Source organism: Rhizobium sp. SG2393 (assembly GCF_042610495.1).
Taxonomy (GTDB): Bacteria; Pseudomonadota; Alphaproteobacteria; order Rhizobiales; family Rhizobiaceae; genus RU20A.
Map to the genome: position 1 here is coordinate 1 of NZ_JBHGAP010000011.1, position 14,005 is coordinate 14,005.

The following is a 14,005-nucleotide window of genomic DNA, read 5'->3' on the forward strand; positions in this document are numbered from 1 at the left end:
CTGGTGGCAGGCGATCGGCGACGCGGCGTCGGGCGAAAAGACCGCCCAGGAAGCGATGGATAGCCTCTGCGCCGAACAGGAAAAGGTCCTCGGCCGCCTCGAACGCGCCGGCATCCTCGGCGATATCGGTCCCAAGCTCGCCGAAGAGCACGACCTCGAATACTGGAACAAGGACGCCGTCTCCAAGGGCAACCTCGCACCCCAGCTCAAGGTCGAAAACGAAAAGGAAAAGCCCATCACCGTCAACTACGACGAACTCGTCAAGTCCTGGAAGAAATAAGCCACGCGACAACAACGACGACAACGATGAGCAACACAGGGCCGGCGCCAAAAGCGCCGGCCTTGACCGTTTAGAGGGAGCGTCGCACCGAGTCCTGGATGCGGAAAACTATTTGCAGAATAAGCTCTGATATCCCGCGCGCCTGCTCCCGCTTTCGACTTCGGGATCGTCATGCGTCGAAAAGATTTGTGTTTCTTGGCTTCTGTTCGTCAGAATTAAGAAAATTATTTACAAAAACTCTCCATCTGCTACGAAGGAAACGAGGCCAGCGCGGCCTTGCGGGTGCAAAGAGGATGACCCGCGGCGACAACGACCGAACAGGGATGGACACCATGGCACTCGTCACGATGGGCCCGATGCTCAAGCGTGCGCAGGCGGCGCGTTACGGGATCGCAGCCTTCAACATGATCGATTACAACAGCGCGCGCGCCATCGTCGAAGGAGCCGCCGAGCTGAAGGCGCCGATGATCGTCCAGGTCTCGGTCAAGACGATCAAGCACTGGGGCTACAAGACGATCGGCACCTGGGTACGCATGCTGGCCGAGGACGTGGATGTGCCCGTGGCGCTGCATCTCGACCATTGCAGCGACAAGGAGGTCATCCGCCGCTGCATCGATGCCGGCTGGACCTCCGTGATGTTCGACGGCTCGGCCCTTCCCTTTGCGGAGAACAAGGCGAAGTCGGAAGAGATCTACGCGATGACGGAGGCGGCGGGTGTCGGCCTCGAGGCCGAGATCGGCGCGATCGGCGGTGTCGAGGACGACAAGTTCGTGGCGGAAGATGCGGCGATTCTCGCCAATTACGACGAGTGCATCGCCTTCGTGAAGGATATGCCCAACCTTGCCGTCTTCGCGCCGGCGATCGGCACGGCCCATGGCTTCTACAAGGGCCAGCCGAAGATCGCCTATGATCTGCTTGAAAAGATCACCGCGACCATTCCGATCCCGATTGCGCTGCATGGCGGCACGGGGCTGAGCCAGGAGCAGTTCGACCGCTGTATCGCCGGCGGCTGCGCCAAGGTCAACATTTCCACCATGCACAAGAACCGCTTCATCGAGGGCTTCCTCGCCGTGCGCGCCGAAAAGCCGAAGCTTGCCGAGCCGCTGCCCTTCATCGAGGGGCAATATGCGGCGATGAAGCAGGACGTGCTTGACATGATCCGCGCCTTCGGCTCCGAGGGCAAGGCGGCGCATGCGGCCGGCCGGGAGGCGTGAGGCGATGCAGGCGCTGATCTTCGACTGCGACGGCGTGCTCGTCGATACCGAGCGCGACGGCCACCGCGTCGCCTTCAACGAGGCCTTTGCCGCGCTTGGCCTCGATACGGTCTGGAGCGTGGAGCGCTACGGTGAACTGCTGCTGACGGCCGGCGGCAAGGAGCGCATGCGCCGTCACTTCGACGAGACCGGCTGGCCGGAAAGCCATCCGGATCGCGACGCCCTGATCCAGTCGATCCACAAGCTGAAAACCGAGATCTTCATGCGGCTGATCCGCGAGGGGCGCATGCCGCTCCGGCCGGGCGTTGCGCGCATCGTCGATGAGGCGATCGCGAACGGCATCACGCTCGCGGTCTGCTCGACGTCGAACGAAAAGGCCGTGCAGGCCGTGGTCGATGTGATGCTCGGCGCGGAGCGTTCGAAGCACATCACCGTCTTTGCCGGCGATGCCGTCGCGGCCAAGAAGCCCGCGCCCGACATCTACAACCTTGCCGCCACCACGCTGAAGCTGACGCCCGGCCATTGCATGGTGATCGAGGACAGCAACAACGGCCTGCGCGCCGCCAAGGCCGCCGGCATGCGCTGCATCGTCACCATCTCGTCCTACACGGGCGAGGAGGATTTCGCGCTCGCGGACAAGGTCGTGGCGGATCTCGATGCGGGCGGCGTGGATATCGCGGCCTGTCGGGCGGTTATCGGGTGAGAACTCGCCTGCGTTAGGGAATGGGGACGGCGACCCCCTCATCCGCCCTTCGGGCACCTTCTCCCCGAGGGGAGAAGGGAGGTGCGGCATCCGCCATCGTGTCCCCTCTCCCCTCGGGGAGAGGGTCAGGGTGAGGGGGCTCTTTGCACAAACGGAAATTATTGGCTTACCTAATGCCCGGCCAGGATCGCGCCGGCAGCGCCCGCTTCACGCCGTCCCGCGCTTTTTCCTGTAGCGCTTTTCCAGTGCCTCGCCGGTGGTCTTCAGCGCCGTGGCGGGGCCGTCGCCATTGCGGAAGAGGGCGCCGACATAGAGGAGGTCGATGAGGAAGAGCTGGCTGGCGCGGCCTTCCAGGAAGTCGCCATGCAGCGGCACGAGATGCTGGTCGGCGCTCCAGGTGGTGAGCACGACGTGGCCAGCACGGCCGACATCGCTGTCGGCATTGCTGGTGATGGCGATGGTGGTGGCCTTCTTCTCGCGGGCAAGCAGCAGGGCGTCCGTCACGGTCTCCGTGCTGCCGGTATGCGAGATGCCGACCATGACGTCGTCGGCCGTCAGCGTCGCGGCGACGATGGTCTGCGTATAGCCGTCGCGATAGCTGGTCGCGTCGAAGCCCGCCTTCATGAACATGTGCGCCGCCTCGTCGCAGATCGCCGCCGCGCCGCCGACGCCGACGAAGACGATCTTGCGCGCGAGGCGCAGCGCCTCCACGGCCTGCTCCAGCCGGTGGGCGTCCAGCATGCGCTGCGTGCCGGCAAGGCCGGCGATCAGCAGGCTGGCCAGCTTGTTGCTGGTGCTGATGAGGGAGTCACTGTCGTCGATCTCCAGCGGCAGGTTCACGATGCTGGAGCGGTTGCGCGTGCCCTCGGCCAGCGACAGCTTCATATCGGGATAGCCGTCATAGCCGAGCGCGCGGCTGACGCGGCTGATCGTGGCTTCGCTGACGCCCAGCGTGCGGCCGAGCTCGGTGATGGAACTGTCGAGACGTTTCCCCGCATTGTTGCGCAGGAAGTCGGCGACGATGCGCTCGGATTTGCGCAGCGTGCCGTAGCGCTCCTGGATCCGTTCGAGGAGATCGCCTTGCTTGTGTTCCGGCAGCGGCCGCTGTTCCGTCATATCGGGGTCCATGGTTCGATGCGGTCATGACAGGACCGTGAACGTTGTTAGCATTTCTCAATCCGGAAGAAAAGTTTTCGCGGTCTCTACAGGGCGCGGACCAAGTGCCGGGCCTGCCGTCCACCAGGCATTCCTTCCCTCCCTTATATGCAAGATAGCGAAGCCAGGAAGAAAATGGAAGAAATTTTACATTCTCGCGAAATATTTGAATTTCAATGCGTTGCGGAAAGAGTGGCTGCGCTCGAGGAGCGCGGCAGCGTTGCGCCGTGATGGGAGTAAGTCTATTTAAAACAATGGCTTGAGAGAGGTTTCCGCTTCACGCGCGACGGGAGGTGGCAAATAGGCCATAATGTTTGCCGTGAAGAAAATTTTCTCGACAGATTTTTGAGGGGATGCTAGACAATGGCTCATCGAAAAATCATGGACTTTCGGGGAGTGAACATCCATGTCAGAGCAGGCGTCCAAGGCCAATGCCCCCTCGCGGGAGCTTCTGGAAAAACTTTTCAAGACCGCCTACAAGATCCGGGTTTTTGAAACGGAGGGCATCAAGCTCTATCGTCAAGGCCTGATCCGTGGCTATTTCCACCCCTACCTCGGTCAGGAAGGCATCGCGACCGGCGTCTGCGCGGCGCTGAGCGAGGGCGACTACATCGCTTCCACGCACCGCGGCCACGGCCACTGCATTGCCTGGGGCGCGGATGTGAAGCGCATGGTCGCCGAACTGCTGCAGAAGGATACCGGCTACTGCAAGGGCTATGGCGGCTCGATGCACATTGCCGACATCTCCGTCGGCAATCTCGGTGCCAACGGCATCGTGGGTGCAGGAACGCCGCTCGGCGTCGGCGCGGCGCTCGCAAACCAGATCAAGGGGAATGACGCGGTAACCGTGACCTTCACGACCGACGGCGCCTCCAACAACGGCACCTTCATGGAATCGCTCAATCTGGCGGCGATCTGGAACCTCAACTTCGTCCTCGTCATCGAGAACAACCAGTACGCGGTCTCCACCCGCATCGAGGAATCGACCCGCGAAACGGATCTCTACAAGCGCGGCATCGCGCTCGGCGTCGAAAGCCACCTGGTCGATGGCAATGATCCGATCGCCGTGCACGAACTCATGCAGGATGCGGTCGCCAAGTGCCGTCGCGGCGAAGGCCCGATCGTCATCGAGGCGCGCACCTATCGCCACATGGGCCACCACGTGAACGACCCGGGCAAATACATGCCGGCCGACAAGCTCGCCTATTACAAGGAACGCGACCCGGTCGATCGCGCCCGCAACGCGCTTGCCGAAATGGGCGGCGCCACCGCAGCCGAGATCGAGGCGATCGAAAACGAGATCAAGCAGGAATTCGAAGAGGCCGTCGAATTCTCGAAGGCGAGCGGCGAAGTGTCCGTCGCCGAATTCCGTCAGTTCGCGGACGCTTACTAAGGTTCCCGGGGGAGAAACATCATGGCAAGAGAACTCATGTACCGCGACGCCCTGCGCGAGGCGATCGACGAGGAAATGGAACGCAACAGCACGGTCTTCATCATCGGGGAAGGCATTGCCGAACGCGGCGGCTCCTACAAGGTGACGGAAGGCCTGCTCGCCAAATACGGACCGAAGCGCGTGCGCGACACGCCGATCGCCGAAGCCGGCATGATCGGCGTCGGCGTGGGGGCGGCGATTGCCGGCGCCCGCCCGATCGTCGAAATCCTCTATATCGACTTTGCCATGCTCGGCATGGACATGATCGTCAACCAGGCCGCCAAGTTCCGCCTGATGACGGGCGGCGAGGGCCGCGTGCCCTTCATCATGCGCACCCAGGGCGGCACGGGCGGCGGCGTGGCCGCGCAGCATTCGCAGAGCCTCGAGGCGATGTTCTACCACGTGCCGGGCCTGAAGGTCGTCATGCCCTCCACCCCGTCCGATGCCAAGGGCCTTTTGAAATACGCGCTCAGGCAGGACGATCCGGTCATGTTCCTGGAGCACAAGCACCTCTACATGACCAAGGGCATGGTGCCGGATGGTGAGCACATCATCGAATTCGGCAAGGGCGACATCAAGCGCGCCGGCAAGGACGCGACCGTGATCGCCTGGTCGAACATGGTTCCGCGTGCGCTGGAAGCTGCGGCCCGCCTCGCCGAGGAAGGCATCGACGTCGAGGTCATCGATCCGCGCACGCTGGTGCCGCTCGACAAGGAGATGATCCTGACGTCGGTCGCCAAGACCAACCGCTGCGTCATCGTGCAGGAAGCCGTTCGTCGCGGCGGCGTCGCCTCCGACATCGCATCCATCATCCAGGAGGAAGCCTTCTACGATCTGGATGCACCGATCGAGATCGTCGCGGGCCTCAACATTCCGATCCCCTTCAACCTCGAACTCGAAAAGGCCTCCGTGCCGCAGGTGGATGACGTCGTGGCTGCGGTCCGCCGCTCGCTGCACGCCAAGCCGCTCGCGCAGGCCGCAGAGTGAACCGGAGGGGAGGAGAACATCATGTCGCTTCATGTGCTGGAGAAGCTGGCCGAGACCAATCCGGATTGTGAAATCTGGTGGGATTCCTCGCCGCTCGTCTACGAAGGCTGGAAGGCCTCCGTTCTGAAGGATGCGCCTGCCGACAAGCGGGCCGAGTGGGAGGCGCAACTGACGCGCCTCTTCAATGCCGAAGATGCCGCCAACGGCAAGATGGGCTTTCGCGGCGTGACGACCAATCCGCCGCTGTCGCTCCAGGCGATCCAGGCTGACCCGGAATTCTGGGCCGGCGAGATCCGCAAGATTGCTGCCGAGCGCAATGCCGACGACATCGAGGACATCTACTGGGCCGTCTATCTGGACGTGGTGCGCAAGGGTGCCGCCCTGATCCGCCCGGTCTTCGATGCTTCCAACGGCAAGTATGGCTATGTCTCCGGTCAGGTCGATCCGCGCTTTGTAACCAATCGCGAACGCATGCTGGCCGAAGGTCTGCAACTGGCCGAGATCGCGCCGAACGTCATGGTGAAGATCCCCGGCTCGAAGGAAGGCTACGAGGTCATCGAGGAACTGACGGCTCGCGGCATTTCCACCAACAACACGACTTCCTTCACCGTGCCGCAATATGTGGCCTGCATGAATGCCGTGTCGCGGGGGCTGGAGCGGGCCAAGGCTGCCGGTATCGATCTCTCCAAATGGCGCTCGGTCATCACCCACATGTCCTCGCGCCTCGGCAATATCGGCGACCTCAAGGCGCAGGCCGATGCCCGCGGCATCGCGCTGACGGCCGACGAGATCCTGCTTGGCGAAATGGCGGTGCTGAAGCGTGCCTATCGCTACGGCAAGGAGAACAACCATCCGAGCAAGATGCTGCAATGCTCCATGCGCGTGCAGGATGAGGGCCCGGGCGGCAAGGCTTCCAGCGGCCACATCGCGCTGATTGCCGGCGGCGATTTCGTCTACACCTGCCCGCCGGGCTATATCGCGCAGCTCATGAAGGCGGAAGACCGTCTTCCGGCCTTCGATGCCGGCGCGATCGATACGGATGCTTCGCCGGAATTGATCGAGAAGCTCTCGCGCATTCCCTATTTCCGCCAGGCCTATGAATTCGACGGCATGAAGCCGGAGGAGTTCGCCTATTTCGGCGCCTTCGCGGCCACCGCGACCGAATTTGCCGCCGCCACCCGCAAGACCGTCGATTTCGTTGCCCAGTCGGTCGAACAGCTTCGCCGCCGCGTGGCATAAGGAGACAGACCATGGCACGTCCCATTCTGATGCCGCAGGTCGGGCAGGACCTGACCGAAGGCAAGGTGACCGCGATCTTCGTCAAGCAGGGCGATCCGGTGAAAAAGGGCGACATCGTCGCCGAGGTGGAATCCGAAAAGGCGGTCTTCGAGGTCGAGGCCTTCGAGACCGGCACGATCCTGGAGATCCGCTACAAGGTGGGTGACACCGCCATCGTTCTCGAGCCGCTGATGATGGTGGGCGAAGAGGGCGAGGTGCTGGAAGCTGCTCCGGCTGAAAAGCCTGCACCGGCGACCTTCTCCGGCGAGGATGCCCAGACGATCGTCGAGGCCGCCAAGGAACCCGTTGCGGAAAGCCAGCCCGCCAATGTCACGAGCTTCCCTGCGGAAGCGGCACGGGAGGCCGAAACAGCCTTCCTCAAGACCGGTACGACGGGCGGATCCTCCCCGCTCGCCCGCCGGTTGGCCGCCGCCGCCGGGGTGGATATTGCCACCATCAAGGGCACCGGCCCGCGCGGCGCCGTCGTCAAGCGCGACGTGGAAGCCTTCAGCCGCACGGGTGGCCAGTCTTCCGGCCAGTCCGCCACCTCGCAGGTCCTCACCTTCAGCGGCAAGACGGCGACGGGTGCGGCAGGCTCCTTCATCAAGACGCTGCAGTCGGGTACCGGCGATCCCGTGCTCTTCATCCACGGCTTTGGCGGCGAACTTTCCGCCTGGCGGCCGTTCCTCGCCCATCTCGGCATTGCCAATCCGATCCTTGCGATCGACCTGCCCGGCCACGGCGCGGCGGCAGCAACTTCCGCCTCGGATTTCGATGGTCTCGTCGCCTCCGTCCGGGCCTCGCTGGCGGCCGAAAAGCTGGAGCGGGTCCACCTTGTCGGCCACTCGCTGGGCGCAGCCGTTGCGGCGGCCATTGCCGATGGCGGCGATCTCGATGTCCGTTCGCTGACCCTGATCGCGCCGGCCGGTCTCGGCCCGAAGATCAACGGCGATTATGTCTCAGGCTTCCTCGGCTCCTCCACGGAGGGCGCGCTGAAGGTCTGGCTCGATCAGCTCGTGCATGATCCCGCGTCCATGCCGGGCGTACTGGTTCGCGCCACGCTCGCCGGTCGGGATGGCACGGCGATGGCCGCCAACCAGGGCAAGCTTGCGGCCGGCGTCTTCTCCGGCAACACGCAGCTCTTCTCGGTGCGCGAGGCGCTTGCCCGCTTCGCCGGTCCGGCCCGCGTCATCGTCGGCACGGAAGACCGCATCGTCCCGCCGGATCAGGCGGTACCGGCAGGCGTTGCGCTTCACCGCCTGCCCCAGGTCGGCCACCTGCCGCAGCTCGAAGCCGCAGCTCTCGTGGGTCGCCTTGTCGCGCAAACGGTTCGAAGCGCGGGTTGATCCGGCGCTTCACCTCCCGAAGCCGGCCATGCGGTCCCTGTCGCGTGGCCGGCTCGGCTGTGCCGTCCCGCGGCAATCTTTCCGCATGACGGGTCTTTCGCCCACGGCGGGGAAAGCTATGCTGGCGCCCGAAATGAGGGGCGATTCCTGTCGCCCGAGGAGGAAACGTTCGATGACTGCACCGACGGGACAGCCCGGCACGATCATTTTCGATCTGGATGGAACACTGGTGGACAGCGTCCCCGATCTCGCCGGCTCGCTGGATACGCTGATGGCGGAGAAGGGACTTTCGCCGATCGGCGTCGATCTCGCCCGCCGGCTGATCGGCCACGGCATTCCCAATCTCGTGCGCCGTGCGCTCACCGAACGCGGTGTGGCGTGGGAGGAAGAAGCTGGCCAGGCCGCCATCAAGCGCTTCACCGAAATCTACGGCAGCCGCGTCGCGCAGGAAACACGCCCCTACGCCGACGTCGTCGCGGTGCTGACCGCGCTCAAGGCCGAAGGCTGGAAAATGGGTGTCTGCACCAACAAGATGGAGCGCTTCGCCCGCGCCGTCGTCGAGCAGCTCGACCTTGCCGCCTTCTTCGAAATCGTCGCCGGACCCGATACGTTCAAGATCGGCAAGCCCGATCCGCGCCACCTCACCGAAACCGCAAAGGCTGCGGGCGGCGTTGAGCCGCTGCTCTATGTCGGCGACAGCGAGGTGGACATCGCGACGGGCGTCGCCGCAGGCGTGCCCGTCATTGCGCTGACCTATGGCTATACAAAGACCTCGCTGGAGGGTCTCGGCGCCGATCGTCTGATCGACAGCTTTGCCGAACTGCCCGCCGCGATCCGCGAGGTTCTCGCTGACCGCGCGCCCGTCGCCGCCGCATCCTGATCGAACACATGGCATGCCGGCGCCTGTCCGGCTTTGCCACAACAAGACCACTCCCGGGGAGGAAACCACCATGGCGCTGAGGCTGTCCCTCAACACCAATCCGCTCGTCAACCGCTTTGCCGAGGTCGATGACCTCATGGATACGCTGGCCGACAAAATCGGCATCGGCTACGTGCAACTGACGCCCGAATTCATCCAGCCCTCATGGCCGGCGTCCACCATCGTCCGCCGCGTGCGCCAGTTCGAAAAGGCCATGGAGCGCACCGGGATCCGCATCACCTCCGTGATGACCAGCACCTATGCGCGCCTCAACCATATGGGCCATCCCGATGCGGATGTGCGCAAATACTATGTTGAGTGGTTCCGCACGCTCGCCAATATCGCCGGCGATCTCGGGGCCGATGGCATGGGCTCGCAATTCGCGATCTTCACCCAGAAAGACTACAATGACGCCGCCCGCCGCGAGGCGCTGATCGACGAAGTCATCGAGTGCTGGCGCGACGTGGCGGAGCAGGGCAGGGATGCCGGGCTCAAATATGTCTTCTGGGAGCCGATGTCGGTCGGCCGCGAATTCGGCCACACGATCGCCGAATGCCGCGCCTTCGACAAGCGCCTGGCTGCCGCCAATCTGCCGATCCCCTTCAAGATGATCGTCGATATCGACCATGGCGACGTCACGTCTTCAAATCCGGACGATACCAACCCCTATGCCTGGGCGGCGGCCTTCCCGCAGGAATCGCCGATCATCCACGTCAAGCAATCCTCGATGAACAAGGGTGGCCACTGGCCCTTCACCGCGCAGCACAATCAGGATGGCCGCATCCAGCCGGAAAAGATCATCCGCACCATCACCGAAGCCGGCGGCACCGACAACGAGATCTGCATGGAACTGTCCTTCCGCGAGCGCGAGCCGACCGACAGCAACATGGTGGAGATGCTGCGCGAATCCGTCGCCTACTGGGAGCCGCACATCGACACCGGCTTCAACGGCCGCGCGTCGTAGTCCGCGTCAGCAGGGTAGTCTCGCCCTTCCATCCCGGACACGAAAAAGACGGGGAACGATGTCCCCCGCCTTAAAACCCTAGGCTTCGTAACGTCGGCTCAGCTTGCCGGCTTCAGCGTCACCGAGGTGCCGGTGGCGGCAATGTTGAGGCCGATCTGGCCCTGCACGCTCACCGTTTGCAACTGGATCGAGCCTTCGGTGCCGCCGATCAGAATGTTGGTGCCGACGCCGGCGCCAACCGTCACTTCGGCCGTTGCACCCTGGTAGACGCCGCCGAGCGAGCCGCGATGGTAGCCGGCCGTCGGCGCAAAGACGGCCCAGATCAGGCGTCCCTCGGTCGTGAAGCCGAGATCGACGCCCATCTTCCTGATCACGCCGACATAGTGGTCGCGCGCCTTGCCGCCGACGGTCGAGGTGAAGGTGCAGTCGGCTTCCTTGGCCGAGCCCAGCACATAGCCTACACCGCCGCCAATGCGGCAATCGAGATAGCCAATGCGCACGCCGCCGCGATCATCGGGCTCTTCGTAGCGCGGCGCGGGTTCGTAGCCGGCCATGTCGGCGGCCAGAACAGCGGTCGTTGAGGCCGTCATGGCCACGGCGGCAAGGGCCGCACGCAAAATCGTCTTCATCTTTGGTACTCCGTTCTGTCGGATGGGGTTCGCCATCACCACGCGGTTGTCACCGTCTGGTGGTGCTCAACGCATATGGCGAAAGAATGATCCCGCGACCCGGCAAAATGATCGGATTGGCCGCCGCGCCACAACTGACGCGAGATTTTTTTCGTGCCCCCGCAAACTGAGGACGGAAGTGCAACGTCTTATTAAATTAACATCAGTATATACTAAGATTAAGACAGTGGGCTGCATGTCGATCGGATGGGTTTGAAGCGACAACGGTGGAGATCAGAGAGTGAACGTACTGTTGGTGGATGACAGCAAGTCTATTCTCGCGGGCGTGTCTGTTGCCCTTTCCGTCATCCCGGACATCGAGGTGACGAGCTACCTCGATCCCCGCGAAGCGGTGACGGTCTGTGACAATCAAGTCTTCGATCTTGTCATGGTCGACTACAATATGCCGGGCATGACCGGTGTTGAGCTCATTCGCGCCCTGCGCCAGAAGGCCAACTACGCCCATGTTCCGATCGTCATGCTTACCTCGGAAAGTGAGCGGACCGTGCGTCTGGCCGCAATCGAGGCCGGTGCGACGGAATTTCTGGCCAAGCCCTTCGATCCGCTGGAACTGAAGGCGCGCGCCATCAACCTGCTGAAACTGCGCAAGTTCCAGCTCGATCTCGCCGATCAGGCCGGCATGCTGCAGCGCCTGGTGGATAACGCGACCGCCAAGCTCGCCGCGCGCGAGGAGGAAATCATCTGGCGGCTGGCCCGCGCCATCGAATATCGCGACGGCTGCACGGGCGATCACATTTCCCGCGTGGCACAGATCTCGACACTGATTGCCGGCGAACTCGGGCTGTCGGCCGCGCACCAGCGCATGATCTATCTCGCAACGCCGCTGCACGACGTGGGCAAGATCGGCATTGCCGACGGTATTCTCACGAAACCCGGCCGGCTCACCCCGGAAGAGCTGGTGGAAATGCGCCGCCATGTGGAAATCGGCGTGCGCATTCTCGAAAACGGTTCGTCCGAACTGCTGCAGGTCGCCGAAAGCATCGCGGGCGGCCATCACGAAAAATGGGACGGCACCGGCTACCCCATGGGCATCAAGGGTGCTGCGATCCCGCTCGAGGCCCGCATCGTCGCCATCGCCGATGTCTTCGAGGCACTGTGCAGCGATCGGCCCTACAAGAAGGCCTGGACCCTGTCTGCCGCCCGCGATCACATCTTTGCCGAAAGCGGCCGGCACTTCGATCCCGAATGCGTGGCCGCCTTCGCGCGTCGCTGGACGGACATCGAAGCCCTGATGTCCCGTGACGCGGACGCCGACGACGCGGAGCCCCGCGCCGCCGTCGCCTGATCCCGCCAGGGATCAGGACATGATCAGCCCGCCATCGACATTGATGGTCTGGCCGGTGATGTAGGCGGCGTCCTCGCTGGCGAGGAAGGTGACGAGGCCCGCGACATCCTCGCCGGTGCCGGCCCGCTTCATGGGGATCCCCTCGACCCATTCCTTCATCAGTTCGCCTGGCGCGTAGTCGCCGAGCAGCTTGCCCCAGGCCGCGTCATTGTAAGCCCACATATCCGTCTCGATGATGCCGGGGCAGAAGGCGTTGACGGTGATGCCCTCGATCGCGACTTCCTTGGCAAGGCTCTGCGTGATGCCGACAACGCCCATCTTGGAAGCCGCATAGTGCGGCGTGTAGATGAAGCCGTCGCGCGCCTGGCCCGATGCGGTGTTGATGATGCGGCCGCCCCTGCCGTGCTTGCGCATGCGGGCGATGGCCTCCTGGGCGCACAGGAAGACACCCTTGGTGTTGACGGCCATCACCTTGTCCCAGTCGTTTTCCGGCAGGTCTTCGACCTTCGCGATGGTGATGACGCCGGCATTCTGGATGGAGACATCAACGCTGCCGAAGGCCTTCTCGGCCGCGTCGTAGAGCGCCACGACGCTCGCCTTGTCCGTCACGTCGCAGATCACCGCGATCGCCTTGCCACCTTCGGCCGCGATTGCCTGCGCCACGCCATGGACGGCGTCCTCATTGGCGGAGACGACGAGATTGGCGCCCTCGCGCGCAAAGCGCCTGGCGATCGCGGCGCCGATGCCGCGGCTTGCGCCGGTGATGACGACGGTCTTGTTGGCAAAGCGGGTCATGGATTTCCTCCCGGGAAAGGTGACGGTTGAAAAAAGGACGGCCGGCCCCGAGGGACCGGCCGCCGCAGTCAATGGACGAACAGGGAGAACGCGCCACCAACTGCGAGGATGGGTTTTGCGCCGGCATCACGGCCGGCGGGGCTGGCTCACCAGCAGCAGAAACCGCCGTCCACGAGCAGGTCGACGCCCGTGACAAAGCTTGCGGCATCCGAGAGCAGGAAGACGGCCGGGCCGACCATCTCATCGACGGAGGCCATGCGCTGCATTGGCGTCTGCTCTTCGAAGAGCTTGGTCTGGTGCACCATTTCAGGCCGCGTGTTCATCGGCGTTGCCGTGTAGCCGGGCGAGATGGTGTTGACGCGGATGTTGCGCTCCACCCACTCCATCGCCATCGACTTCGACATGTGGATCACGCCGGCCTTGGAGGCATTGTAGTGGCACTGCTGCAAGCCGCGATTGACGATGACGCCGGACATGGAGGCGATGTTGACGATCGACCCCTTGCCGCGCTTCAGCATGGAGCGTGCCTCGGCCTGCGAGGAGAGGAAGACGCCCTTGAGGTTGATGTCCATCAGGGTCTGGTACTGATCTTCCTCCATCTCCTCGGCCGGATTGGCGTTCGCAATGCCGGCGGCGTTGACGGCGAGCGACAGCAGGCCAAGTTCGGCTTCGGTGCGCGCGACGGCTTCGGCCATGGAGGCCTTGTTCGTCACGTCGGCGGCAATCTCGATCGCCTTGCGGCCTGCCTTGCGCACGAAGTCGGCGGTGACGGCGAGGCCGTCATCCTGGCGACGGTCAAGGAGGGCGAGGTCGGCGCCGCACTGGGCGAGACCCATGGCGATGCGCTGGCCGATGCCGCTGCCGGCGCCGGTCACGAAGGCAACATTGCCGGACAGATCAAAAAGCTTGGGGGCATTGAGAGAGATGGCGGTCATCGCTCTTCCTTTCGTTCAGATGA

At 63.6% G+C, this 14,005-nt stretch carries 13 protein-coding genes and 1 pseudogene; 10 read left to right on the plus strand and 4 right to left on the minus strand.

The features are described from left to right. From ACED18_RS18130 to ACED18_RS18140, 3 genes and pseudogenes are all read left to right on the plus strand, one after another. Positions 1-280 (plus strand): annotated as a pseudogene (locus ACED18_RS18130) (carbohydrate ABC transporter substrate-binding protein); the annotation flags it as partial. A gap of 332 nt (positions 281-612) precedes the next feature. Beyond that, positions 613-1,494 carry a ketose-bisphosphate aldolase gene (locus ACED18_RS18135; RefSeq protein WP_377294885.1) on the plus strand — a complete coding sequence of 294 codons (882 nt, stop codon included), beginning with the start codon at positions 613-615 and terminating at the stop codon, positions 1,492-1,494. 4 nt (positions 1,495-1,498) lie between these two features. Further along, a complete protein-coding gene (locus tag ACED18_RS18140; RefSeq protein WP_377294887.1) occupies positions 1,499-2,197 on the plus strand; it encodes an HAD-IA family hydrolase in 699 nt (232 codons plus the stop codon). A gap of 207 nt (positions 2,198-2,404) precedes the next feature. Here the strand turns inward: ACED18_RS18140 and ACED18_RS18145 are convergent, their stop codons facing one another. Then, on the minus strand, positions 2,405-3,313 hold the full coding sequence (locus tag ACED18_RS18145) for a MurR/RpiR family transcriptional regulator (RefSeq protein WP_377294889.1): 909 nt from the start codon (positions 3,311-3,313) through the stop codon (positions 2,405-2,407). A 445-nt stretch (positions 3,314-3,758) separates the two neighbouring features. Here ACED18_RS18145 and ACED18_RS18150 point away from each other — a divergent pair, with 445 nt between their 5' ends. The 6 genes from ACED18_RS18150 to ACED18_RS18175 all read left to right on the plus strand — a co-directional run bounded on the left by ACED18_RS18150 (position 3,759) and on the right by ACED18_RS18175 (position 10,278). Next, positions 3,759-4,745, plus strand: a complete 987-nt coding sequence (locus ACED18_RS18150; protein WP_377294891.1) for a thiamine pyrophosphate-dependent dehydrogenase E1 component subunit alpha — start codon at positions 3,759-3,761, stop codon at positions 4,743-4,745. A 21-nt stretch (positions 4,746-4,766) separates the two neighbouring features. After that, positions 4,767-5,771: an alpha-ketoacid dehydrogenase subunit beta gene (locus ACED18_RS18155; protein ID WP_377294893.1), complete on the plus strand. Its 1,005-nt coding sequence runs from the start codon at positions 4,767-4,769 to the stop codon at positions 5,769-5,771. 21 nt (positions 5,772-5,792) lie between these two features. Further along, on the plus strand, positions 5,793-7,010 hold the full coding sequence (locus tag ACED18_RS18160; protein WP_377294895.1) for a transaldolase family protein: 1,218 nt from the start codon (positions 5,793-5,795) through the stop codon (positions 7,008-7,010). An 11-nt stretch (positions 7,011-7,021) separates the two neighbouring features. Beyond that, the gene (locus ACED18_RS18165; protein ID WP_377294897.1) at positions 7,022-8,395 is read left to right on the plus strand and encodes an acetoin dehydrogenase dihydrolipoyllysine-residue acetyltransferase subunit; all 1,374 of its coding nucleotides are present in this window, start codon (positions 7,022-7,024) and stop codon (positions 8,393-8,395) included. A 172-nt stretch (positions 8,396-8,567) separates the two neighbouring features. Continuing rightward, positions 8,568-9,275, plus strand: a complete 708-nt coding sequence (gene gph / locus ACED18_RS18170) for a phosphoglycolate phosphatase (protein WP_377294899.1) — start codon at positions 8,568-8,570, stop codon at positions 9,273-9,275. A 70-nt stretch (positions 9,276-9,345) separates the two neighbouring features. Next, positions 9,346-10,278 (plus strand): sugar phosphate isomerase/epimerase family protein, encoded by a 933-nt coding sequence (locus tag ACED18_RS18175; RefSeq protein WP_377294901.1) that lies wholly within the window; start codon positions 9,346-9,348, stop codon positions 10,276-10,278. 98 nt (positions 10,279-10,376) lie between these two features. Here ACED18_RS18175 and ACED18_RS18180 read toward each other — a convergent pair whose 3' ends face one another. Beyond that, positions 10,377-10,907 carry a DUF992 domain-containing protein gene (locus ACED18_RS18180; protein ID WP_377294903.1) on the minus strand — a complete coding sequence of 177 codons (531 nt, stop codon included), beginning with the start codon at positions 10,905-10,907 and terminating at the stop codon, positions 10,377-10,379. Between the two features lie 280 nt (positions 10,908-11,187). On the opposite strand from ACED18_RS18180, the gene ACED18_RS18185 reads away from it, so the two are divergent. Then, positions 11,188-12,252 carry an HD domain-containing phosphohydrolase gene (locus tag ACED18_RS18185; RefSeq protein ID WP_377294905.1) on the plus strand — a complete coding sequence of 355 codons (1,065 nt, stop codon included), beginning with the start codon at positions 11,188-11,190 and terminating at the stop codon, positions 12,250-12,252. Positions 12,253-12,264: 12 nt separating this feature from the next. Here ACED18_RS18185 and ACED18_RS18190 read toward each other — a convergent pair whose 3' ends face one another. Next, a complete protein-coding gene (locus tag ACED18_RS18190) occupies positions 12,265-13,047 on the minus strand; it encodes a glucose 1-dehydrogenase (protein ID WP_377294907.1) in 783 nt (260 codons plus the stop codon). A 146-nt stretch (positions 13,048-13,193) separates the two neighbouring features. Continuing rightward, a complete protein-coding gene (locus ACED18_RS18195; RefSeq protein WP_377294909.1) occupies positions 13,194-13,982 on the minus strand; it encodes an SDR family oxidoreductase in 789 nt (262 codons plus the stop codon). Positions 13,983-14,005 lie beyond the last annotated feature (23 nt).

Bases quoted from the DNA above. Each gene is read 5' to 3' on its own strand.
- ACED18_RS18190 (WP_377294907.1), bottom strand. From the start codon at position 13,047: ATGACCCGCTTTGCCAACAAGACCGTCGTCATCACCGGCGCAAGCCGC.
- ACED18_RS18150 (WP_377294891.1), top strand. From the start codon at position 3,759: ATGTCAGAGCAGGCGTCCAAGGCCAATGCCCCCTCGCGGGAGCTTCTG.
- ACED18_RS18160 (WP_377294895.1), top strand. From the start codon at position 5,793: ATGTCGCTTCATGTGCTGGAGAAGCTGGCCGAGACCAATCCGGATTGT.
- ACED18_RS18155 (WP_377294893.1), top strand. From the start codon at position 4,767: ATGGCAAGAGAACTCATGTACCGCGACGCCCTGCGCGAGGCGATCGAC.
- ACED18_RS18135 (WP_377294885.1), top strand. From the start codon at position 613: ATGGCACTCGTCACGATGGGCCCGATGCTCAAGCGTGCGCAGGCGGCG.
- ACED18_RS18140 (WP_377294887.1), top strand. From the start codon at position 1,499: ATGCAGGCGCTGATCTTCGACTGCGACGGCGTGCTCGTCGATACCGAG.
- ACED18_RS18175 (WP_377294901.1), top strand. From the start codon at position 9,346: ATGGCGCTGAGGCTGTCCCTCAACACCAATCCGCTCGTCAACCGCTTT.
- gph (WP_377294899.1), top strand. From the start codon at position 8,568: ATGACTGCACCGACGGGACAGCCCGGCACGATCATTTTCGATCTGGAT.
- ACED18_RS18145 (WP_377294889.1), bottom strand. From the start codon at position 3,313: ATGACGGAACAGCGGCCGCTGCCGGAACACAAGCAAGGCGATCTCCTC.
- ACED18_RS18195 (WP_377294909.1), bottom strand. From the start codon at position 13,982: ATGACCGCCATCTCTCTCAATGCCCCCAAGCTTTTTGATCTGTCCGGC.
- ACED18_RS18180 (WP_377294903.1), bottom strand. From the start codon at position 10,907: ATGAAGACGATTTTGCGTGCGGCCCTTGCCGCCGTGGCCATGACGGCC.
- ACED18_RS18165 (WP_377294897.1), top strand. From the start codon at position 7,022: ATGGCACGTCCCATTCTGATGCCGCAGGTCGGGCAGGACCTGACCGAA.